Source organism: Sinomonas atrocyanea, assembly GCF_001577305.1.
Lineage (GTDB): Bacteria > Actinomycetota > Actinomycetes > Actinomycetales > Micrococcaceae > Sinomonas > Sinomonas atrocyanea.
Window position 1 is genome coordinate 1,442,327 of the sequence record NZ_CP014518.1, and the last position, 22,565, is coordinate 1,464,891.

The following is a 22,565-nucleotide window of genomic DNA, read 5'->3' on the forward strand; positions in this document are numbered from 1 at the left end:
TGGGAGGCACCTCCTGTGGGTCGCGACCGAGGGCCAGGAACCGAAGGTCACGCTAGGTGACTCTCAGGACCTGACCCTCGGAAGGTGACTCTCAGGAGGTGACTCCCAGAACGGATGGGCGGTCAGGCCTCCGCGGCCACGGGCTCGGCAGAGCGGTTCGGGCCGAAGACCGTGGCGCCGGTGGCCTGCTCGGCCTCGTGGTCGGGCCCGAGCGGGATGCCCCGCCGGTCGCGCAGGCACAGGACCGCGCCGATCGAGACGAGCGTCGCGACGAGCAGGTAGGCCGAGACCGCGGCAGTGGAGCCGGTGGCCTGCAGGAGCGCCTGGGCGATGGTCGGGGCGAAGGCGCCGCCGAGGATCGCCCCGATGGCGTAGGAGATCGAGACGCCGGAGAAGCGCACCGAGGCCGGGAAGATCTCCGCGTACCACGCGGCCTGGGGGCCGTAGGTGAGGCCCAGGCCGATCGAGAGCAGCACCAGGCCGGCGTAGAGGCCGCCGAGGTTGCCCAGGTTGACGAACCAGAACAGCGGGAACACCATCAGGGCCTGGAAGGCGAAGCCGATGAGGTAGGTGGCCTTCCGGCCGATCTTGTCGGCGAGGATGCCGGCCACGAGGGTGGATACGAACCACATGGCGGAGGCGACGGTGGCCGCGAGCAGCACGGCGGTCGCGTCCATCTTGAGCTTGCTGGTCGCGTAGCCCTGGATGAAACCGCCGGTGGTCATGTAGCCGACGGCGTTGTTGCCCACGAACACGAGCGCGGCGAGGATCACGAGGTGCCAGTGCTTGCGGAACAGCACGAGGATCGGCACCTTGGTCTGGCGGCCGCGCTCGGCGATCTCGGCGAACACCGGGCTCTCCTCGACGGAGCGGCGCACGAAGTACCCGACGACGATCAGCACGACGCTCAGCAGGAACGGCACGCGCCAGCCCCATTCCAGGAACGCCTTGCCGGGGGAGACCAGGCCGGTCATGATCGCCATGACGCCGGAGGCGAGCAGCATGCCGAGCGGCACGCCGAGCTGCGGGAACGCGCCCGCGAGGCCGCGCCGTTTCGCCGGCGCGTGCTCGACAGCCATGAGCACCGCGCCGCCCCATTCGCCGCCGGCCGAGACGCCCTGGAGGATGCGCAGGAGCAGCAGCAGGACCGGGGCAGCCATGCCAGCCTGCGAGAACGTGGGCAGCACACCGATGAGGGTCGTGGACGCGCCCATGAGGATGAGGGTGATCACGAGCATCGCCCGGCGGCCGATCACATCGCCGAAGTGCCCGGCGAGGAACGCCCCGAGCGGGCGGAAGAGGAACGAGATGCCGACGGTCGCGAACGAGAGCAGCGTGGCGATGTTCGCGCCGGCGGGCTTGAAGAACAGCTCGGCGAAGACGAGGGCCGCGCCGGTGGCGTAGATGAAGAAGTCGTACCACTCGATGGTGGTGCCGATGATCGTCGCGAACGCGACGCGTCGCTGGTTCGCTGCGGCGGAGACGGCGCCGGTGCCGGTGTGCGTCATGGCTGGTGTCCTTGCTGGCCGGCATCGTCGCTGATGCCTCATGGTGCGGCGGGGGCCGCGGGGGAACGGTGATGGCCCTGGCCCGTTCGGGCTCGGGCTCGGAGGTGGCGGTGTGACCATAGTGGCCGACACCACTTCCGAATGTAAACTTCAGATAATCGCCAAAGCACTTCGAGTGAACTTATATAGGAGCCTCATGGCGGATGTGACGCTGCGACAGCTCGAGCTCTTCGCCGCCCTGCCCGACCACGACACGCTCAGCGCGGCCGCGGTCTCCCTGCACATCTCGGAATCGGCGCTCTCCCAGGCCATCACGAGCCTCGAGAAGACCGTGGGGGAGCAGCTGTGCGTGCGCCGCAAGGCCCGCGGCCTCGCGCTCACGCCGGCGGGGCAGCACTTCGCGGTGCAGGCCCGCCGCATCCTCGCGGACACCCGCGAGCTCGTCCTCGATGCGCGGCGGGGCGACGAGCTGCGCGGGCCGGTGAAGCTGGGATGCTTCGCGAGCTTCGCCACCAGCATCGTCCCCGCCCTCCTGGATGGCTTCCCGCGCCGGCATCCGGGGGTCGACCTCGAGATCACGGTCGGCACCAACGACGACCTGCTCCCGGCGCTCGACTCCGGCCGTCTCGACGTCGCCATCATGTACGACATGTTCCTGCCCGTGGGCTACAGCCGGCGCGAGATCTACGCGACCGAGCTCCAGGCGCACCTGCACCCCGACCACCCCCTGGCCTCCCGGGACGCCGTCGACCTCGCAGACCTCGCCGACGAGCCGCTGATCCACTACGAGGCGAGCCCCAGCACCGTCAACACCGTCCAGGCCTTCGCCGCCCGCGGGCTGGCGCCCACCATCGCCGCGAGGGTGCCGCAGATCATCCTCGTGGAGGCGCTCGTGGGCCGCGGGGTGGGCTACGGGCTGCTCATGTCCCGCCCCAACGTCCAGCCCGCAAGCGTCGAGGGCCTTCCGGTGGCGGTCCGGCCCCTGGACCCGCCCGCGACCCGCACCCACGTCGTGGCCATCTGGCCCGAGGACATGGCCCTCACCCCGCGCGCCGCCGCGCTCCTGGACTACGCCGTCGAGAAGCTCGGCTCATACGGGCGCCCCGAGGCGCACGACGGCGCGTCCCCGGCTCGCGCTGCCGGCCCGCCCGCCGCCGGGGAGCCGGCGCCGCCGCCCGAGGGGGCGCCCCCGTTGTTGTGAAAGATTCGTTGCGGAACGTGGGGGACCGTACTAGGCTGCGACCTGTGTCACATTCCGCCTTTGCAACTGCCGGGGGGTCAGCCGTGAGTGGGGCAGGCAGGCGGACCGTCATCCGCGCCGAGCAGCTCGTGAAGGCCTACGGCGAGTTCCGCGCCGTCGACGGCATCAGCTTCGAGGTCCCTGCCGGCGAGTCCTTCGGCCTCCTCGGGCCCAATGGGGCCGGGAAGTCGACCACCATGCGCATGATCGGCGGCGTCACCCAGCGCACCGGCGGCAAGCTCGAGATCATGGGCCTCGACCCCGAGCGCCAGGGGCCGGAGGTCCGCGCGCACCTCGGCGTCGTGCCGCAGCAGGACAACCTCGACGAGGAGCTGCGGGTCCGGGACAACCTCATCGTCTACGGACGCTACTTCGGGCTCCCGATGGGCTACCTGCGCCAGCGCGCCGACGAGCTCCTCGCCTTCGCCCAGCTCGAGGACAAGGCGGGCGCGAAGGTCGATTCGCTCTCCGGCGGCATGAAGCGCCGCCTTACCATCGCCCGTTCCCTGGTCAACGAGCCCAAGATCCTGCTCCTCGACGAGCCCACCACCGGCCTCGACCCGCAGGCGCGCCACGTCCTGTGGGACCGCCTGTTCCGCCTCAAGGAGCAGGGCGTCACGCTCGTGCTGACCACGCACTACATGGACGAGGCCGAGCAGCTGTGCGACAGGCTCATCGTCGTGGACAAGGGCCGCATCATGGCCGAGGGCTCGCCCGCCGCGCTCATCCGTGAGCACTCGAGCCGGGAGGTGCTCGAGGTGCGGTTCGGCGCGGAGCGGAATGCCGCCGTCGCCGGCCAGCTCGAGGGCGTCGGCGACCGCGTCGAGGCGCTGCCGGACCGCGTGCTCGTCTACGCCGCGGACGGCGAGCGGGCGCTCGAGCTCATCCGGGCCCGCGGGCTGCACCCCCTCACCTCGCTCGTGCGGCGGGCCTCGCTCGAGGACGTCTTCCTGCGCCTGACGGGACGGTCGCTCATTGACTGATGCCGCACGGACCCGGCTCGCGGCGCACGCCCCGGAGGTCTCGGCGGCCAAGGCGCGCCGCTGGGGCTCGTTCTACTTCGCCGAGCACGTGCTCCGCTCGATGCGGGCCTACCTCGTCACGATCGTCGTCACGAGCGTCGGGAATCCGCTGTTGTACCTGTTCTCGATGGGGGTCGGGCTCGCCTCCATCGTGGACAGGAGCGCCGGCGGGGCGCATGGCGTGTTCGGCGGCGTGGGGTACCTCGCGTTCGCCGCCCCGGCCCTGCTCGTCTCGAGCGCCGTCATGACCAGCGCCAACGAGATGATGTTCCCCGTCATGGACGGGTTCAAGTGGCGCCGGTTCTACTACGGCCCGCACGTCACGCCGCTCGTGCCGGGCCAGCTGGCCGCGGGCCACATCATGGCCGTGGGGGTGCGCCTGACACTCCAGTGCCTCGTGTTCTTCCTCATCATGCTCGCGTTCGGCGCCGCCCCGGGTCCGTGGGCGTGGCTGCTCGTGCCGATCGGGGTCTTCGCCGGGATGGCCTTCGGCGCGCCGCTCATGGCCTACTCGGCGCACATCGAGTCGGAGAACTTCCAGTTCTCGATGATCCAGCGCTTCATCGTCATGCCCCTGTTCCTGTTCTCCGGCACGTTCTACCCGCTCGCGACCATGCCGGTGGGCATGCAGTGGATCGGCTGGATCTCGCCGCTGTGGCACGGGAACGAGCTCGGCCGGATGGCCTCCTACGGCCTGAGCGAGCCGGGCTGGCTCGTGGCGGTGCACGTGCTGTACCTGGGCGCGCTCGGTGCCGTGGGCATCTGGTGGGCGCGGAGGAACTACGCGAAGAGGATGGGCAAGTGAGCGCCCTGACGGACGAGGACTACGCGATCACGGAGGGCGGCCGTCCCCTCGGGGCCCTGTACGCGGGCAACGCGCGCGCCGTGATCGAGCGCGGGTTCCGGGTCATCAAGAGCCAGAACTGGATCATCCTCGTCTCCGGATTCTTCGAGCCGGTGTTCTACCTGCTCTCGATGGGGATCGGGCTCGGCAGCCTGGTGGGAACCGTCACCGGGCCCGGCGGCGCGCCCATCTCCTATGCGGCGTACATCGCGCCCGCACTCCTGGCGGTCTCCGCCATGAACGGGGCCATCTACGACTCCACGTGGAACGTGTTCTTCAAGATGCACTTCGGCAAGCTCTACCAGGGCATGCTCTACACGTCCCTCGGCCCGCTCGACATCGCGATGGGCGAGATCTTCATGGCCCTGTTCCGCGGCTTCCTCTACGCGCTGGGCTTCACCGGCGTCATGGGCGTCATGGGCCTCATCACCACCCCGTGGGCGCTCCTGCTCGTGCCGGCGTCGGTGATGGTCGCCTTCGGGTTCGCGTCCTTCGGGATGGCCGTCACGAGCTACATGAAGACGTTCCAGCAGATGGACATGATCACGTTCGTCATGCTGCCCATGTTCCTGTTCTCCGCGACGTTCTACCCGCTGTCGGTCTATCCGGTGCCGGTGCAGTGGATCGTGCAGGCCTTTCCGCTCTGGCACGGCGTGGAGCTCATGCGGCAGATCAGCATCGGGGCGTTCAGCTCCGCCACGGGTGTGCACCTGCTCTACTACGCGGTCATGATCCTGGTGGGGGTCGCCTTCACGACCGGCCGGCTCCGGTCCCTGTTCCTGCGCTGACGGCCGGGGGCATCCTTCCGCCCGACCCGCCCTCGAGCCCCGTTTCGGGTACGCATCTCGTCGCCCTTTCGGGCTTTCGGGTACGCACGACGGCGGGTGCCCGACCCGCGCGGGCCGGGCACCTGCCGTCGTCCCCGCCGCCTGCGTACCCGAGACGGGGAAAGCGCGACGAGATGCGTACCCGAGACGGTGGGAGGGCGGGGGGTGGAGCGGGGCCGGGGGAGGAGCGTGCGCGGCGATCGGCGGTGCGGACGTCTGGGAGAATGGACCCCATGCAGAGTCTCGGCCATCAGAACGCATCCAGCCAGCCCAGCGGCGCCCAGGCGCCCCGCCGAGGAGGCATCAAGGTCGGCGCACTGGGCCTGTCGGTCCTCGTGCTCGCGTTCCTCGTGGCCGTGATCTTCGCGGCGAACCAGAACGCCGTGATCGGATGGATCGTGGCGATCGTCTCGTTCGGGTGGCTGGTCTTCGCGTTCTTCGTCTTCACCACCGTCCGGACCGCAGGCCGCAAGGCCCAGGAGCGCTTCGAACGCGCCGCCGAGCAGCTCACCGGCCGCGGACCGTCGGTCGCCGGCGGTGAGGCCCGCTCGGTGGACGAGGTCCGCGACCTCAAGCTCGACCACTCGTTCAAGATCATTCAGGTCCAGGAGCGCGTGATCCGCGAGAACCTCGGAGGTGATCGCGAGATGGTGGACCGCGCCCTCGAGACGATCCAGATCACGGCCGCGAACGCCCGTGACATGCTCCGCCCTGACGACGGCACGCCCCTCACGGGGACGGTCATCGACGAGGGGTAGAGTGGCTAGGTGACTTCCCCCGAATCGGCCCCGAAGGGTGGGGCCCTGCGCATCGCGACCGTCAACGTCAACGGCCTCCGCGCCGCGTGGCGCAAGGGCATGCCGGAGTGGCTCGGGACGCGCGAGGTGGACATCCTCTGCCTGCAGGAAGTCCGTGCCCCGGACCCGACCGTGCACGAGTACTTCGACGGCTGGCACGTCCTGCATGCGGAGGCGGACGCGAAGGGCCGCGCCGGCGTGGCGATCGCTTCCCGCGAGGCTCCCACGGAGACGAGGATCGGGATCGGCGACGACTACTTCGCCACCGCCGGGCGCTGGGTGGAGGCGGACTTCGCCCTCGAGGGCGGCCGCCAGCTGACCGTCGTGAGCGCGTACGTGCACTCGGGCGAGGTGGGCACCCCCAAGCAGGATGACAAGTACCGGTTCCTGGACGTCATGCTCAAGCGGCTGCCGGAGCTCGGCGAGCTGAGCGACTACGCCCTCGTGGTCGGCGACCTCAACGTGGGCCACACCCCGCTGGACATCCGCAACTGGAAGGCCAACCAGAAGCGCGCCGGGTTCCTTCCGGAGGAGCGCGCGTACTTCGACCGGTTCTTCGGCACCGAGATCGGCTGGCGGGACGTGCACCGTGACCTGGCCGGCCAGGTGGATGGCCCCTACACGTGGTGGTCGCAGCGCGGCAAGGCGTTCGACAACGATGCGGGGTGGCGCATCGACTACCAGATGGCCACGCCGTCCCTGGCCGCGGTGGCGCGGAACGCCGTCGTCGATCGCGCCAGCGCCTGGGACACGCGATGGTCCGACCACGCCCCGCTCGTCATCGACTACCAGCTCTAGACCTCTCGGAAGTGCCTGACTCCATGACCTCTCCTGCCCCCGCCCGCCAGCGACTCCTCTCCGGCATGCAGCCCTCGGGCGACTCGCTCCACCTCGGAAACTACCTCGGCGCCCTCGTCAACTGGGTCAAGCTCCAGGACCAGTACGAGTGCCTGTACTTCATCCCCGACCTGCACGCCATCACGGTCCCGCACGAGCCGGCCGAGCTCCTGCACCGCACGCGGCTGACGGCGGCCCAGTACATCGCGGGCGGAATCGACGTCGAGCGCTCCACGCTGTTCGTGCAGTCGCACGTGCCCGAGCACGCCCAGCTCGCTTGGGTGCTGACGTGCCTCACGGGCTTCGGCGAGGCATCCCGCATGACCCAGTTCAAGGACAAGGCGGCCCGCCACGGCCACGACGCCGCGAGTGCCGGCCTGTTCATGTACCCGATGCTCATGGCAGCCGACATCCTCCTCTACCGGCCGTACGGGGTCCCCGTGGGCGAGGACCAGCGCCAGCACCTCGAGCTCGCGCGCACCCTGGCCCAGCGCTTCAACTCCCGGTTCGGCGAGACCTTCGTGGTGCCCGAGGCGCTCATCCCGCCGACCTCGGCGAAGATCTACGACCTGCAGAACCCGACGGCGAAGATGTCGAAGTCGGCCGAGTCGCCGAACGGCCTGATCAACCTCCTCGACGACCCCAAGGCCACGGCGAAGAAGATCAAGTCGGCGGTGACCGACGCCGAGACGGTGGTCCGGTTCGACCGCGAGGCAAAGCCGGGCGTCTCCAACCTCCTGACGATCATCTCGACCATCACGGGCGAGGACATGGACTCGCTCGTGGCCTCCTACGAGGGCAAGATGTACGGCCATCTCAAGACGGACGTCGCGCAGGTGGTCGTGGACGCCGTCGCGCCCATCAAGGCGCGCACCGAGGAGCTGCTGACGGATCCGTCGGAGCTCGACCGTCTGCTGGCCCGCGGCGCCGCGAAGGCCCGCGAGATCGCGTCGCGCACGCTCGCCGACGTCTACGAGCGCGTCGGGTTCCTCCCTGCCCTCGCCCCGGCGGCAGCGGCCGTCGGCTGAGGCCATGCCGGGATTCGAGGACGGCACGATCGAGGACACAGCGGGCACCGCAGGAGGTGCCGACCGGCCGCTCGTCGGCGTGATCCTCGGGTTTCCCGACATGGTGGCCCAGGAGCTCCGCGCGTGGCGGGCCTCGTTCGGGGACCGCATGGCCGAGGTCATCCCGGCCCACATCACGCTCGTGACCACCACCGAGACGTCCGACTGGGACGCGGCCGTCCGGCACGTGCGCGGTGTCGCCGCCCAGGCGCGTCCGTTCACCGTGGGCCTGAAGGGGACCGGCACGTTCCGCCCCGTCTCGCCCGTGGTGTACGTCAACGTGGACGAGGGCTTCGAGGAGTGCGTCAGCCTGCACCGCGAGCTCCAGCAGGGCCCGCTCGCGCGCACGCTGCCCTTCCCGTACCACCCGCACGTCACCGTGGCGCACGACCTGCCGCCCGAGCGGCTCGATGAGGCGCAGAGCGAGCTGGAGTCCTACAGCGCAGCGTTCACCGTGGACAGCATGGGCCTGTACCAGCACGACGCCGACGGGTTCTGGCAGCTGCGGGAAGAACTCACGTTCGGCCGCGCTGGGCGGCGCTGAGCTCAGGGCACTCAGCAGAGGACCCTGCGCACAGGACCCCGGGGGAGGGGAACACAAAAGGGCGCCGCTCGTGACGAGCGGCGCCCTTTCGCATGCCGGGCGGCGGTTCCCTACACCTTGCGGGCCAGAATGGCCTGCTTGACCTCGGAGATCGCCTTCGTCACCTGGATGCCACGGGGGCAGGCCTCGGTGCAGTTGAAGATCGTGCGGCAGCGCCACACGCCCTCCTTGTCGTTGAGGATCTCGAGGCGCATGTCGCCGGCATCGTCGCGCGAATCGAAGATGAAGCGGTGCGCGTTGACGATGGCCGCCGGACCGAAGTACTGCCCGTCGGTCCAGAACACCGGGCAGGACGAGGTGCACGCTGCGCACAGGATGCACTTCGTGGTGTCGTCGAAGCGCTCGCGCTCCTCGGCCGACTGGAGGCGCTCCTTCGTGGGCACGTGGCCCTTGGAGACGAGGAACGGCATGATCTCGCGGTAGGACTGGAAGAACGGCTCCATGTCCACGATCAGGTCCTTCTCGACGGGCAGGCCCTTGATGGGCTCGACCTCGATCGGCTTGGACGTGTCGAGGTCCTTCAGGAGGGTCTTGCACGCCAGGCGGTTGCGGCCGTTGATGCGCATGGCATCGGAGCCGCACACGCCATGGGCGCACGAGCGGCGGAACGAGAGCGATCCATCGTGCTCCCATTTGACCTTGTGGAGGGCATCCAGGACGCGGTCCGTGCCGTACATCGTCAGCTGGAACTCGTCCCAGCTCGACTCCTCGGAGACCTCCGGGTTGTAGCGGCGCACACGCAGCGTGACATCGAACGTGGGGATCTCGCCCCCGCCGCCCACGCTCGCGGGCAGCTCGACCTTGGACGCTGGCTCAGCGGTTGAGGCGGTCATCAGTACTTACGCTCCATCGGCTCGTAACGGGTGAAGACAACGGGCTTCGTGCCGAAGCGCAGGCCCTTGATGCCCTCGGTTTCCGCGGCGTCGTCCTTGTAGAGCATCGTGTGCTTCATCCAGTTGGCGTCGTCGCGATCGGGGAAGTCCTCGCGGTAGTGGCCGCCGCGGGACTCCTTGCGGTGCAGCGCAGCAACGGTCATGACCTCGGCAAGGTCCAGGAGGAAGCCGAGCTCCACGGCCTCGAGGAGGTCGAGGTTGAAGCGCTTGCCCTTGTCCTGGATGCCGATGTTGCGGTACCGCTCGCGGAGCTTGGAGATGTCCGCGAGGGCCTGCGCGATCGAGTCCTTGGTGCGGAACACCTGCATGTTCGCGTCCATGGTCTCCTGCAGGTCCGCGCGGATCGCGGCGATCCGCTCGGTGCCGGAGGCGTTGCGGACGGCGTCGAGCATGGCGACCGTCTCGGCGGCCGGGTTCTCCGGCAGCTCGACGAACTCGGCGGTCTTGGCGTACTCCGCGGCGTTGATGCCGGAGCGCTTGCCGAAGACGTTGATGTCGAGCAGCGAGTTGGTGCCGAGGCGGTTGGATCCGTGCACGGAGACGCACGCGACCTCGCCGGCCGCGTACAGGCCGGGGACCACGGTGTCGTTGTCCTGGAGGACCTCGCCCTTGATGTTGGTCGGCACGCCGCCCATGATGTAGTGCGCGGTGGGGAACACCGGCACGGGCTCCGTGTAGGGCTCGACGCCGAGGTAGGTCCGCGCGAACTCGGTGATGTCCGGCAGCTTCGCGTCGATGTGCGCGGGCTCGAGGTGGGTGAGGTCGAGCAGCACGTAGTCCTTGTTCGGACCGGCGCCGCGTCCCTCGCGCACCTCGTTGGCCATCGAACGGGCCACGATGTCACGCGGGGCGAGATCCTTGATGGTCGGCGCGTAGCGCTCCATGAAGCGCTCGCCCTCGGAGTTGCGCAGGATCGCGCCCTCGCCGCGGGCGGCCTCCGAGAGGAGGATGCCGAGGCCGGCGAGGCCGGTCGGATGGAACTGGATGAACTCCATGTCCTCGAGCGGGATGCCGCGGCGGAACGCGATCCCCATGCCGTCACCGGTGAGGGTGTGGGCGTTCGAGGTCGTCTTGAAGACCTTGCCCGCGCCGCCCGTGGCGAACACGACGGCCTTGGCCTGGAAGACGTGCAGCTCGCCGGAGGCGAGGTCGTAGCTGACGACGCCGGCCACGCGCTTCTGCTGGTAGACGGTGCCGTCCTCGCGGGTCGCCTCCTCTTCGACGACGAGCAGGTCGAGCACGTAGTACTCGTTGTAGAACTCGACGTTGTGCTTGACGCAGTTCTGGTACAGCGTCTGGAGGATCATGTGGCCGGTGCGGTCGGCGGCGTAGCACGCGCGGCGGACCGGGGCCTTGCCGTGGTCGCGGGTGTGGCCGCCGAAGCGACGCTGGTCGATCCGGCCCTCGGGCGTGCGGTTGAACGGCAGGCCCATCTTCTCGAGGTCGAGGACCGCGTCGATGGCCTCCTTGGCCATGACCTCCGCCGCGTCCTGGTCGACGAGGTAGTCGCCGCCCTTGACGGTGTCGAAGGTGTGCCACTCCCAGTTGTCTTCCTCGACGTTGGCGAGGGCCGCGCACATGCCGCCCTGGGCGGCTCCCGTGTGCGAGCGGGTGGGGTACAGCTTGGTCAGCACGGCGGTACGGGCCCGCTGGCCGGCCTCGATCGCTGCTCGCATGCCGGCGCCACCGGCGCCGACGATCACCACATCGTATTTGTGGACCTGCATGCTGTGAAGCTCCATTTCTTGCGGGGGATCCGCTGGTTACGAGGCGGGGCAGTAGTCGGCCACGGTGCGGACACCGTTGACCACCGGGCACGGATCGAAGGTGAAGATCACCAGGGTGCCGAGGATCACGATGATGGCGCTGGCCGCGAAGAGGACCGCCTTGAGCCAGAAGCGGACGGAGTCCCGCTCGGCGTAGTCGTTGATGATGGTGCGCACGCCGTTGGAGCCGTGGAGCATCGCGAGCCAGAGCATGGCGAGGTCCCAGACCTGCCAGAACGGGCTGGCCCACTTCCCGGCGACGAAGCCGAAGTCGATGCCGTGGACGCCCTGTCCGACCATCAGGTTCACGAAGAGGTGGCCGAAGATCAGGACGACCAGGACGATGCCGGACAGGCGCATGAACAGCCAGGCCAACATCTCGAACTGGCCCTTCGGGCCCCCGCTGCGCTTGTACTGCGGGGCGATGCGGCCGGTCACGGACGTGCTGCGCGGCTCGCGGATTTCAGGTGCTGTGGTCATGTCAGTGGGCTCCCAGCGCGAGTGAGAGGTGGCGGATGGCGAAGCCTGCGAACACGACGACCCAGACGATCACGACCGTCCAGAGCATCTGCCGCTGGTACTTGGGGCCGTTCTTCCAGAAGTCCACGAGGATCACGCGCAGGCCGTTGAAGGCGTGGAAGAGGATGGCAGCGACGAGACCAGTCTCGCCGAGGGCCATGAGCGGGTTCTTGTATTCGGCGATGACCGCCGTGTACACCTCGGGGGACACTCGCACCAATGAGGTGTCCAGGACGTGCACCAACAAGAAGAAGAAGATGACGACGCCGGTGATCCGGTGTACGACCCACGACCACATGCCTTCACGGCCGCGGTACAGGGTGCCAGCTGGTTTTGTCGGCACTGAATAAACCTCCCTGCGGGCACCGGCGCCCGCATGGGGCCCATGCGGAGGGGGCAACCGGTGCGGAGTGGCCCTGCTGTGCGTAGGGCGCGCTCACCTAGTCGGATTCCAGCCTAAATCTAGGCATCGCCCACAGCTTACTCAAAAGGGCCTCTGGGGCATGTTAAACCAGTGGGGATTGTCACAGTGCCCCCTCTTGCGGTCCGTGCGCGACCGTGATCCGGGCATCCGGCCCACTACAGTGGGGGGTGATGACAGAGAATACTGCCCCCGTCGCCGGCCCGGCGCCCGCCCCGCAGGATCCGCTCGAGAAGTTCGTCGCGGTGATCCCCGCGGGCGGCGTGGGCACCCGCCTGTGGCCGCTCTCGCGCGCCGCCGCGCCCAAGTTCCTGCACGACCTCACGGGGTCCGGCAGCACTCTCATCCGCGCGACGTACGACAGGCTGACGCCGCTGGCGGGGGGCCGCTTCCTCGTGGTGACGGGCGAGGCCCACCGGGCCGCCGTCTGCCGGCAGATCCCCGAGCTGGACGCGGCGAACCTCGTCCTCGAGAGTGAGCCGAAGGACTCGGGGGCCGCGATCGGCCTTGCCGCGGCGATCCTGTACCGACGGGACCCGGCCACGATCATGGGCTCCTTCGCCGCCGACCAGGTCATCAGCCCCGACGGCGTCTTCCAGGCTGCCGTCCGCGAGGCGATCCTCACGGCCGCCTCGGGCGAGCGGGGGAAGATCGTCACCATCGGCATCGAGCCGACGCACCCCTCCACGGGCTTCGGCTACATCCGCGGAGGCGAGCCGCTCGACGTCGCGGGCGCACCGAGCGCGCGCGCCGTCGTGGAGTTCGTCGAGAAGCCGAACCTCGAGGTTGCGGAGAAGTACCTCGCCTCGGGCGAGTACCTGTGGAACGCGGGCATGTTCGTGGCCCCGGTGGCCCTCATGCTCGAGCACCTCGCGGCGAACCAGCCCGAGCTCTATGCCGGGCTGACGGAGATCGCCGAGGCCTGGGACACCCTGGCCCGCGACGAGGTCGCGGCCCGCGTGTGGCCCACGCTGCCGAAGATCGCGATCGACTACGCCGTCGCCGAGCCGGCCGCCGCCGCCGGGGACGTCGCCGTCGTGCCCGGCGCGTTCCGCTGGGACGACGTCGGCGACTTCGCCGCGATCGGCCGGCTCAACAGCGCCCGGGAGGCCGAGCGCGTGACCGTGCTCGGCGAGGGCGCCAGGGTGTTCACCGAGGACGCGAGCGGCATCGTCGTCTCGGACACGAAGAGGGTCATCGCGCTCATCGGCATCGAGGACGTCGTCATCGTCGACACCCCCGACGCCCTCCTGGTCACCACGACGGAGCACGCGCAAAAGGTCAAGAACGCCGTGGCCGGTCTGAAGGCGAGCGGGGACCTCGACGTCCTCTGAGAACCGTGACGCTAGAGTGAACGGGTGCGAAACTACACGACGGAGACGAAGCCCACGCCCCTCGTAGGCCCCCGTCTCGAGGCCTTCCTGCCCGAGCTGATCCAATTCCGCCGGGACCTCCACTCGCACCCCGAGCTGTCCTTCCACGAGTACCGCACCACGGACCGGATCGTGGCGCGCCTCGAGGCTGCAGGGCTCGCGCCGCGCCGGCTCGATGGCACGGGTGTCGTCGTCGACATCGGCTCCGGTCCCATCGCCACCGCGGTGCGCGGCGACATCGACGCGCTGCCGATCATCGAGGAGACGGGCCTGCCCTTCGCCTCGCGCAACCACGGCGTGACCCACGCGTGCGGCCACGACGTCCACACCACGGTGGCCCTGGGGGTCGCGCTGCTCCTGGCCGAGATGGACCAGGAGACCCCGCTCGAGGGCACCGTGCGGGTCCTCTTCCAGCCGGCCGAGGAGACCATGCCCGGCGGCGCGCTGGCCTGCATGGGCCAGGGCGTGCTCTCCGGCGTGCCGCGGATCATGGCCCTCCACTGCGATCCGCGCATCGAGGTCGGCAAGATCGGCACCCGCATCGGGCCGATCACCTCGGCCTCCGACACGATCCGCATCCAGCTCACCGGCCGCGGCGGCCACACCTCGCGGCCGCACCTCACGGAGGACCTGGTCTTCGCCCTGGCGCAGATCGCGGTCAACGTCCCAGCGGTCCTGTCCCGGCGCGTGGACGTGCGCAGCGGCGTGTCCGTGGTCTGGGGCCAGATCTCCGCGGGCGCCGCGCCGAACGCCATCCCCGCCATCGGATCCATGTCCGGCACCATGCGCTGCCTCGACCGCGAGGCCTGGCACAGCGCCGGCGAGCTCCTCGACGAAGTGGTCCAGCAGGTCGCCGCGCCGTATGGGGTCGAGGTGAGCCTCGAGCACATCCGCGGCGTGCCCCCGGTCGTGAACTCCGAGCACGAGACCGCCCTGCTGGAGGCGGCGGCGCGGGCCGAGCTGGGGGAGAACGCCGTGGTGCTCACCCCGCAGTCGATGGGCGGAGAGGACTTCGCCTGGTTCCTCTCGGAAGTCCCCGGCTCCATGTTCCGCCTCGGCACGCACACCCCGGGCGGGGAGGAGTACGACCTCCACCGCGGCGACTACGTGGTCGACGAGGCGGCCATCGGCTGCGGCGTGCAGGTCCTCGCCGCCGCCGCCCTCAGGAGCCTGCGCGACCTCTGAGCCGTCCCCGCGCTGCCACGCTTCGGTGGGGCCTTCCCGTGAGGTTGGTAACGAATCACCAACGATTCGTGGGCGGCCGTCCCGCACGAGTGTGTGAAGGACTCCTTTCGATTACCCTAGTGCGCTGTACCACGCGCCCGGCGCGTCCCTCGGGGCCCCGGGGCTGAGGATTCCCTCGTCCACTCTGGAGGACTACTTGAACCGCTTCCGTACCCCCTTCCACCGAGCCGGCGTCGCGGGCGTGGCCCTGGCAGCGGTGTCCGCGCTGACCCTCGCCGGCTGCGGCTCGGCCCCGCCCACGTCGGGCTCCTCGGGCGGCTCCTCGGCCCAGGCCTCCAACTACCTCGGCTGCATGGTCTCGGACTCGGGCGGCTTCGACGACAAGTCGTTCAACCAGTCCGGCTACGAGGGCCTCCAGAAGGCCGTCAAGGACCTCGGCATTCAGGAGAAGCACGTCCAGTCGAAGGCCGACACCGACTACGACCCGAACCTGCGCTCCATGGTGCAGGCGGGCTGCAAGCTCACCGTCACCGTCGGCTTCCTGCTCGGCGACGCGACCAAGAGCATCGCCAGCGCCAACCCCAACAGCCACTTCGCGATCATCGACTACACGGACCCGGCGTTCCCCAAGAATGTCAAGCCGATCGTGTACGACACGGCCCAGGCCGCGTTCCTCGCCGGCTACCTCGCCGCGGGCGTCTCCAAGACCGGGAAGGTGGCCACGTTCGGCGGCCTCAACATCCCCACGGTGACGATCTTCATGGACGGCTTCGCCGACGGCGTGAAGTACTACAACCAGAAGAAGGGCAAGAACGTCCAGGTCCTGGGCTGGGACAAGGACAAGCAGGACGGCACCTTCGTGGGCGACTTCAAGTCCGTCGACAAGGGCAAGGTCCTCACCCAGGGCTTCCTCCAGCAGGGCGCGGACGTGGTGCTCCCCGTGGCGGGCGCGGTCGGCCCCGGTGCCGCCTCCGCAGTGCTGGACGCCAAGAACGCCGGCCAGGACGCCAAGCTCATCTGGGTCGACTCCGATGGCTACCTCACGGCCCCGGACTACAAGTCGGTCATGCTGACGTCGGTCCAGAAGACCATGTCCACCGCCGTCGAATCCGTCATCAAGGACGACCTCAACGGCAAGTTCGACGCGACGCCGTACGTCGGCACGCTCGCGAACGGCGGCGTTGCCCTCGCCCCGTTCCACGACCTCGACTCGGCGGTCCCGGCGGACATGAAGAGCGAGCTCGACCAGCTCAAGAAGGACATCATCTCGGGCAACATCAAGGTCGAGTCGAAGTCCAGCCCCGTCTCGAAGTAGCGCCGGCCACGATCCCATCCAGCGCTCCGGCTCCACGGTGCCCCGTGCACCGGGCCACCCAGTGCCGCCCGCCGCTCGCCGGCCGGGCGGCGCTGGCGTGCCGGGGAGCAAGCTGGTCCCACCTCATCCAAGGGGACGGTTCCCGCAGTGAAACTCGAACTCCGCGGCATCACCAAGCGCTTCGGCTCGTTCGCCGCGAACGACCACATTGACCTCGTCGTCGAGGACTCGCAGATCCATGCGCTGCTCGGCGAGAACGGCGCCGGCAAGTCGACGCTCATGAACGTGCTCTACGGGCTCTACGAGCCCACCGAGGGCGAGATCCTCGTGGACGGCAGGCCCGTCGCGTTCCGAGGCCCGGCGGACGCGATGGCTGCCGGGATCGGCATGGTGCACCAGCACTTCATGCTCGTCCCGGTCTTCACGGTGGCCGAGAACGTGGCCCTCGGGGCGGAGGCCACGAAGGCCGGAGGCTTCCTCGACCTCGACGCGACCCGGGCCCGGATCCGCGAGATCTCGTCCCGCTATGGGTTCGACGTCGACCCGGATGCCCGCATCGAGGACCTCCCCGTGGGCGTGCAGCAGCGCGTCGAGATCATCAAGGCCCTCGTCCGCGACGCGAAGGTCCTCATCCTCGACGAGCCCACCGCCGTCCTGACCCCGCAGGAGACGGACGAACTGCTCGCGATCATGGACGGGCTCAAGGCCTCCGGCACCTCGATCATCTTCATCTCCCACAAGCTGCGCGAGGTCAAGGCGGTCGCGGACGTCATCACGGTGATCCGGCGGGGCCGCGTGGTCGGCGACGCCCCGCCGTCGGCCGCCCCGGCCGAGCTCGCGGCCATGATGGTGGGACGCCCCGTGAGCCTCACCCTCGACAAGGCTCCTGCCCAGCCCGCGGAGACCACCTTCTCGGTGCGGGACCTGACGCTCGTGGCGCCCACGGGCCAGCGGATCGTGGACGGGGTGTCCTTCGACATCGCGCAAGGAGAGATCCTCGCCGTCGCCGGCGTCCAGGGCAACGGCCAGACCGAGCTCACCGAGGCCATCCTCGGCCTCCACCGGCACGTCACCGGCTCGGTGACCCTCGACGGCGCGGAGCTGCTCGGACGCAGCGTCAAGCAGGTCCTCGAGGCGGGGGTCGGGTTCGTCCCCGAGGACCGTTCGCACGATGGCCTCGTGGGTGCGTTCAGCGTCGCGGAGAACCTCGTCCTGGACCTCTACGACCGCGCGCCGTTCGCCCGCGGGCTCGCGATGAGCCCGGGCCGGGTCGCGGCCCAGGCCAAGGAGAAGATCGAGGAGTTCGACATCCGCGCGGGCTCACCCGATGCGCCGGCGTCGTCCCTCTCGGGGGGAAACCAGCAGAAGGTGGTCATGGCGCGCGAGCTCTCGCGGCCCCTGCGCCTCTTCATCGCCTCCCAGCCCACCCGCGGCGTGGACGTGGGCTCGATCGAGTTCCTCCACCGCCGCATCCTCGCCGAGCGGGACCGCGGGACTCCGGTCATGATCGTCTCGACCGAACTGGACGAGATCATGGAGCTCTCGGACCGCATCGCCGTGCTCTACCGCGGACGCCTCATGGGCATCGTCGACGGTGGCACCCCCCGCGACGTCCTCGGCCTGATGATGGCAGGCATGCATGCTGACGAGGCCGCGGCCGCCGCCGCGGAGGCCCGCCACACCGGCGGCGAGCACACCACAGGAGAGACACATGGCTGACGTGCAGAACGCGCCTGACTCGGCCCAGGCGCCCCAGCCCGTGCCGACCCCGCCGCCCGGCGGTCCCGCTGGCCCCGCGGCGGACGAGTCACTTCTCCGCCGGATCGCCACCGGCACCCCGATGGTGTCCCTGCTGTCCATGGTCCTGGCGATCGTCATCGGCGGGATCCTCATGGCGGTGACCAACCCCAAGGTCGCCACCGCGGCGGGCTACTTCTTCGCCCGGCCCTCCGACACCATCACGGAGGTCTTCCGCCCGTACGCCGCACTGGTCCAGGGCTCGATCTTCAACTGGCAGGGCGCAGACCTCGCCGCGCAGCTCTACCCGCTCGCCGAGACCCTCACGGTCTCGACCCCGCTGATCCTCGCGGGCCTCGGCGTGGCCCTCGCCTTCCGGGCCGGCCTGTTCAACATCGGGGCCCAGGGGCAGCTGATCTTCGGCGCCCTCTTCGGCGCCTACGTCGGCTTCGCGTGGCACCTTCCGTTCGGGCTGCACCTGCTCGTGGTGATCCTCGCCGGAATCTTGGGCGGCGGCATCTGGGGCGGGATCGTGGGCTTCCTCAAGGCGCGCACCGGCGCCCACGAGGTCATCGTGACCATCATGTTCAACTACATCGCGAGCTTCCTGCTCCTGTTCCTGCTCACCACGCCCGCGTTCCAGCGGAAGGGCTCGACCAACCCGATCTCGCCGTTCCTGGACGCCTCTGCCCTGTTCCCGGAGCTCCTGGGGCCGCAGTTCCGCCTGCACGCCGGGTTCATCCTCGCCATCCTCGTCACGTGGGGCGTGTGGTGGATCCTGTCCCGCTCCACCGTGGGGTTCGAGTTCCGGGCCGTCGGCGCCAACCCGAACGCCGCGCGCACGGCGGGCATCAACGTCGGGCGCTCGACGGTCCTGGTCATGGCCCTCGCCGGAGCGCTATCGGGCCTCGCCGGCATCGCCCAGGTGTCGGGCACCGAGAAGTACCTCTCCGGGGGCGTGGCGGCCTCGATCGGCTTCGACGCCATCACCGTGGCGCTGCTCGGCAGGTCGACCCCGTGGGGGACGTTCTTCGCCGGCCTGCTCTTCGGGGCGTTCCGCGCCGGCGGGGTCTCCATGCAGGCCGTGACCCAGACGCCGATCGACATCGTCCTGGTGATCCAGTCGCTCATCGTCCTCTTCATCGCCGCCCCGCCGCTCGTGCGGGCGATCTTCGGCCTCGGCCCGCGCAGGAGGAAGCGCAGCCGGTCCGGGCCGCCCACCCCCACACCGGCCGAAGCTGCCGAGAGCGGAGCCGCGTCATGAGCACCAGCACAGCAGCCGCCGCGCCGCAGGCCGCGCGCCCCGTCGCCGCGCCCGTGTCCCTCAAGGCCCCGATCGGGCTCAGTCTCCTCGCCGTGCTCGGCACGGTGCTCTTCGGCGCGCTCTCGGGCAGCAAGAACGCCTCGTTCGGCCTCGTCGACGCGGGGCGGGAGGCCTCCGGGGTGGCCGCATGGCTCGCCCTCGCCGTCGCGCTCGTCGCCGCGGCCTGGTTCGGATACCTCCGGTTCTGGGGCCCCCGCGCCGGCCGCACCCCGGCCCGCTGGCTCACCGGGGCGCTCGCCGCCGCGGTCGTCGTGTTCCTCCTGGCGATCCTGGGCGTCGCCGGGGTCACCGTCGTCACCGTCAGCTCGCCCGTCGTCGGCTGGCTCACCGCCGCCGTCATGCTCGCCGGCGCGGCCTACTCCGTGTGGCTCGCCTCCGCGCGGCGTCCGACGCCGGGCTGGGTCGGCGCCGTCTTCGCCGTCGCCTTCCTCGTGGGCTTCCTCGTGTGGATCGTGGCCGGCGGCCGTGACCAGACCCCCTTCATCTCCCTCGCCGGCCTGCTCGCGGGTGCCGTCACGCTCTCGGTCCCGCTCGTGTTCGGCTCCCTCTCGGGGGTGCTGTGCGAGCGGTCGGGCATCGTCAACATCGCGATCGAGGGCCAGCTGCTCATGGGCGCCTTCAGCGCTGCGGTCGGCGCCACCCTCGCGCACAACGTGTACGTGGGCCTCGTCGCGGCGGCGGTGGCCGGGGCGCTCGTGTCCCTCATCCTCGCCCTCGTGAGCATCAAGTACCTGGTGAACCAGATCATTGTCGGCGTCGTGCTCAACGTCCTCGTGGTCGGGCTGACCAACTTCCTCTTCTCCACCCTGCTCACCGAGGACCCCGACGGGCTCAACAACCCCCCGCACCTGGGCACCATCGAGATCCCCATCCTCGCGGACGTGCCGGTGATCGGGCCGATCCTCTTCCGCCAGTCGCTCGTGGGCTACCTGATGTACATCGCCGTCGTGGTGGTCTACGTGGGGCTGTTCCACACGCGCTGGGGCCTGCGCGTGCGGGCCGTGGGGGAGCACCCCCAGGCCGCGGACACCCTGGGCGTCAACGTCAACCGGACCCGGTTCTGGAACACGATCCTCGGCGGAGCGGTCGCGGGCATCGGCGGCTCGTTCTTCACCCTCGTCGCCGTGGACGCGTTCAGCAAGGAGATGTCCGCCGGCCGCGGCTACATCGCCCTCGCCGCCCTGATCTTCGGGCGCTGGAACCCGATCGGGGCCTTCCTGGCCTCGCTCCTGTTCGGCTTCGCCGACAACCTCCAGAGCATCATCACGATCATCGGCTCGCCGGTCCCGAGCCAGTTCATGGCCATGCTCCCGTACGTGGTCACCGTGTTCGCCGTCGCCGGGCTCGTCGGCCGCTCGCGGCCGCCGGCCATGGAGGGCATCCCGTATGTCAAGCAGTGAGCCCACGGCACCCGAGGTCGACTGGGACGCCCTCACCGCGGCGGCCACCCAGGCCATGCACGCCGCCTACGCGCCGTACTCGGACTTCCCCGTCGGCGCGGCGGCGCTGACGGACGACGGCCGGATCATCACCGGCTGCAACGTCGAGAACGCCTCGTACGGGCTCACGCTCTGCGCCGAGTGCACCCTCGTGGGCCAGCTCCGGCTCGGCGGCGGCGGCCGGATCGCGGCCTTCGCCTGCGTCGACGCGTCCGGCAGCGTGCTCATGCCGTGCGGCCGCTGCCGCCAGCTCCTCTACGAGTTCCGCGCGCCCGGGATGGTGCTGCTCACGGTGAGCGGCGTGCGGACCATGGACGAGGTGCTCCCCGACGCGTTCGGGCCGCAGAACCTGCAGAACTGATCCGACGGAAGGACACCAGTGACCACCTCCGGGAACGGGGCGCGTGCCGCGGAAGCGCACGACGCCGTCGACGTCATCCGCGCCAAGCGCGACCGGCGCGAGCTCAGCGACGCCCAGATCGACTGGGTCATCGACGCCTACACGCGCGGGGCCGTGGCCGATGAGCAGATGTCCGCCCTCGCCATGGCGATCCTCCTCAACGGCATGACCCACCGGGAGACGGCCCGATGGACGACGGCGATGATCGCCTCGGGCGAGCGGCTCGACTTCTCCTCCCTCCGCAGCCGCTCCGGCGGGCAGCGGCCGACGGCCGACAAGCACTCCACCGGCGGGGTCGGGGACAAGATCACGCTCCCGCTCGCGCCCCTCGTGGCCGTGTTCGGGGTGGCCGTCCCGCAGCTCTCCGGCCGCGGCCTCGGCCACACCGGCGGCACCCTGGACAAGCTCGAGTCGATCCCGGGCTGGCGGGCGGCCCTGAGCAACGAGGAGATGATGGCCCAGCTCGACGACGTCGGGGCGGTCATCTGCGCCGCGGGCGCCGGACTCGCCCCGGCAGACAAGAAGCTCTACGCGCTGCGCGACGTCACCGGCACCGTCGAGGCGATCCCGCTCATCGCCTCCTCGATCATGAGCAAGAAGATCGCCGAGGGGACCGGCGCGCTGGTCCTCGACGTCAAGGTCGGCTCCGGGGCCTTCATGAAGGATGAGGCCGACGCCCGCGAGCTGGCCGAGACGATGGTGGCCCTCGGCCAGGACGCCGGGGTGCGCACCGTGGCGCTCCTGACCGACATGGACACCCCGCTCGGCCTCACCGCCGGCAACGCGATCGAGGTCGAGGAGTCCCTCGAGGTCCTCGCCGGCGGGGGCCCGGAGGACGTCGTGGCGCTCACGGTCCGGCTGGCCGAGGAGATGCTCGAGGCCTCGGGCGTGCAGGGCGACCCGGCGCAGGCGCTCAAGGACGGCCGTGCGATGGACGTGTGGCGGCGGATGATCGCCGCCCAGGGCGGCGACCCGGACGCCCCGCTCCCGCGCGCCAAGGAGTCGGAGACGGTCTACGCCCCGGCTGACGGAGTCCTCGTGGGCCTCGACGCGCTCTCCGTCGGCGTCGCCGCGTGGCGGCTCGGCGCCGGCCGGGCGCGCAAGGAGGACGCCGTCCAGGCCGGCGCCGGCGTGCGGCTGCATGCCAAGCCGGGCGCGACGGTCCGCGCGGGGGAGCCGCTCATGACGCTGCTGACCGACACCCCCGAGCGTTTCGGCCGTGCGCGCGAGGCGCTCGAGGGGGCGGTCACGATCGCGCCGGAAGGCTCCCGCCCGGCCACCCCGCTCATCCTCGACCGCATCGCCTAGCACCGCCGAACCCGGCCCCGCCCTCGGGGCGAGCGCCTCCGCCCGGGGGAGGGGCCGGCGTCGTCCGTAGGGAGGATCGCCCCCGGCGCAATCTAGGGCCTTAGGGCGGATAGTCGCCTGAGCCTGCGCATGGGACACT

General features: G+C 70.1%; 21 protein-coding genes. 16 read left to right on the forward strand and 5 right to left on the reverse strand.

The genetic code is table 11. The features are described 5' to 3' along the window. Positions 1-122 precede the first annotated feature (122 nt). Positions 123-1,508: an MFS transporter gene (locus SA2016_RS06735; RefSeq protein WP_066496835.1), complete on the reverse strand. Its 1,386-nt coding sequence runs from the start codon at positions 1,506-1,508 to the stop codon at positions 123-125. Positions 1,509-1,704: 196 nt separating this feature from the next. Here SA2016_RS06735 and SA2016_RS06740 point away from each other — a divergent pair, with 196 nt between their 5' ends. From SA2016_RS06740 to SA2016_RS06775, 8 genes are all read left to right on the forward strand, one after another. Then, positions 1,705-2,709, forward strand: coding sequence for a LysR substrate-binding domain-containing protein (locus SA2016_RS06740; protein ID WP_084249364.1), 1,005 nt, complete (start codon positions 1,705-1,707; stop codon positions 2,707-2,709). 83 nt (positions 2,710-2,792) lie between these two features. Then, entirely contained in the window at positions 2,793-3,731 is a 939-nt protein-coding gene (locus SA2016_RS06745) for an ABC transporter ATP-binding protein (RefSeq protein ID WP_229710727.1), read from the forward strand. Continuing rightward, a complete protein-coding gene (locus SA2016_RS06750) occupies positions 3,724-4,575 on the forward strand; it encodes an ABC transporter permease (RefSeq protein WP_066496840.1) in 852 nt (283 codons plus the stop codon). Before SA2016_RS06745 ends, SA2016_RS06750 begins: the two co-directional genes overlap by 8 nt. Beyond that, on the forward strand, positions 4,572-5,402 hold the full coding sequence (locus tag SA2016_RS06755) for an ABC transporter permease (protein WP_066496841.1): 831 nt from the start codon (positions 4,572-4,574) through the stop codon (positions 5,400-5,402). Before SA2016_RS06750 ends, SA2016_RS06755 begins: the two co-directional genes overlap by 4 nt. A gap of 272 nt (positions 5,403-5,674) precedes the next feature. Then, on the forward strand, positions 5,675-6,199 hold the full coding sequence (locus tag SA2016_RS06760) for a hypothetical protein (protein ID WP_066496842.1): 525 nt from the start codon (positions 5,675-5,677) through the stop codon (positions 6,197-6,199). 9 nt (positions 6,200-6,208) lie between these two features. Further along, the gene (locus SA2016_RS06765) at positions 6,209-7,036 is read left to right on the forward strand and encodes an exodeoxyribonuclease III (protein WP_066496844.1); all 828 of its coding nucleotides are present in this window, start codon (positions 6,209-6,211) and stop codon (positions 7,034-7,036) included. A gap of 23 nt (positions 7,037-7,059) precedes the next feature. Next, entirely contained in the window at positions 7,060-8,103 is a 1,044-nt protein-coding gene (gene trpS / locus SA2016_RS06770; RefSeq protein ID WP_174835410.1) for a tryptophan--tRNA ligase, read from the forward strand. A gap of 4 nt (positions 8,104-8,107) precedes the next feature. Continuing rightward, positions 8,108-8,686: a 2'-5' RNA ligase family protein gene (locus SA2016_RS06775; RefSeq protein WP_066496849.1), complete on the forward strand. Its 579-nt coding sequence runs from the start codon at positions 8,108-8,110 to the stop codon at positions 8,684-8,686. Between the two features lie 110 nt (positions 8,687-8,796). Here the strand turns inward: SA2016_RS06775 and SA2016_RS06780 are convergent, their stop codons facing one another. Genes SA2016_RS06780 through sdhC form a run of 4 tightly spaced genes read right to left on the reverse strand, consistent with a single transcriptional unit; the run spans position 8,797 to position 12,267 of the window. Further along, positions 8,797-9,579, reverse strand: a complete 783-nt coding sequence (locus SA2016_RS06780; protein ID WP_066496852.1) for a succinate dehydrogenase iron-sulfur subunit — start codon at positions 9,577-9,579, stop codon at positions 8,797-8,799. Then, positions 9,579-11,366, reverse strand: coding sequence for a succinate dehydrogenase flavoprotein subunit (sdhA, locus tag SA2016_RS06785; RefSeq protein ID WP_066496854.1), 1,788 nt, complete (start codon positions 11,364-11,366; stop codon positions 9,579-9,581). The genes SA2016_RS06780 and sdhA overlap by 1 nt, the downstream gene beginning before the upstream one ends. 36 nt (positions 11,367-11,402) lie before the next feature. Beyond that, positions 11,403-11,885 carry a succinate dehydrogenase hydrophobic membrane anchor subunit gene (locus SA2016_RS06790; RefSeq protein WP_066496856.1) on the reverse strand — a complete coding sequence of 161 codons (483 nt, stop codon included), beginning with the start codon at positions 11,883-11,885 and terminating at the stop codon, positions 11,403-11,405. Between the two features lies 1 nt (position 11,886). Continuing rightward, positions 11,887-12,267 carry a succinate dehydrogenase, cytochrome b556 subunit gene (gene sdhC / locus SA2016_RS06795; RefSeq protein ID WP_084249366.1) on the reverse strand — a complete coding sequence of 127 codons (381 nt, stop codon included), beginning with the start codon at positions 12,265-12,267 and terminating at the stop codon, positions 11,887-11,889. A 251-nt stretch (positions 12,268-12,518) separates the two neighbouring features. Here sdhC and SA2016_RS06800 point away from each other — a divergent pair, with 251 nt between their 5' ends. The 8 genes from SA2016_RS06800 (at position 12,519) to SA2016_RS06835 (ending at position 22,426) form a co-directional block, all read left to right on the forward strand. Continuing rightward, positions 12,519-13,679: a mannose-1-phosphate guanylyltransferase gene (locus SA2016_RS06800; RefSeq protein ID WP_066496859.1), complete on the forward strand. Its 1,161-nt coding sequence runs from the start codon at positions 12,519-12,521 to the stop codon at positions 13,677-13,679. Positions 13,680-13,703: 24 nt separating this feature from the next. Then, positions 13,704-14,903 (forward strand): amidohydrolase, encoded by a 1,200-nt coding sequence (locus SA2016_RS06805; protein WP_066496860.1) that lies wholly within the window; start codon positions 13,704-13,706, stop codon positions 14,901-14,903. Between the two features lie 196 nt (positions 14,904-15,099). Continuing rightward, positions 15,100-16,218, forward strand: coding sequence for a BMP family lipoprotein (locus SA2016_RS06810; protein ID WP_066496861.1), 1,119 nt, complete (start codon positions 15,100-15,102; stop codon positions 16,216-16,218). Between the two features lie 147 nt (positions 16,219-16,365). After that, positions 16,366-17,937 (forward strand): ABC transporter ATP-binding protein, encoded by a 1,572-nt coding sequence (locus SA2016_RS06815; protein WP_066496862.1) that lies wholly within the window; start codon positions 16,366-16,368, stop codon positions 17,935-17,937. Next, positions 17,930-19,219 (forward strand): ABC transporter permease, encoded by a 1,290-nt coding sequence (locus SA2016_RS06820; protein ID WP_141305617.1) that lies wholly within the window; start codon positions 17,930-17,932, stop codon positions 19,217-19,219. Before SA2016_RS06815 ends, SA2016_RS06820 begins: the two co-directional genes overlap by 8 nt. Next, positions 19,216-20,679, forward strand: coding sequence for an ABC transporter permease (locus tag SA2016_RS06825; protein ID WP_084249369.1), 1,464 nt, complete (start codon positions 19,216-19,218; stop codon positions 20,677-20,679). The genes SA2016_RS06820 and SA2016_RS06825 overlap by 4 nt, the downstream gene beginning before the upstream one ends. Then, the gene (locus SA2016_RS06830; RefSeq protein WP_066496865.1) at positions 20,666-21,079 is read left to right on the forward strand and encodes a cytidine deaminase; all 414 of its coding nucleotides are present in this window, start codon (positions 20,666-20,668) and stop codon (positions 21,077-21,079) included. Before SA2016_RS06825 ends, SA2016_RS06830 begins: the two co-directional genes overlap by 14 nt. Positions 21,080-21,097: 18 nt before the next feature. After that, a complete protein-coding gene (locus SA2016_RS06835) occupies positions 21,098-22,426 on the forward strand; it encodes a thymidine phosphorylase (RefSeq protein WP_066496866.1) in 1,329 nt (442 codons plus the stop codon). Positions 22,427-22,565 lie beyond the last annotated feature (139 nt).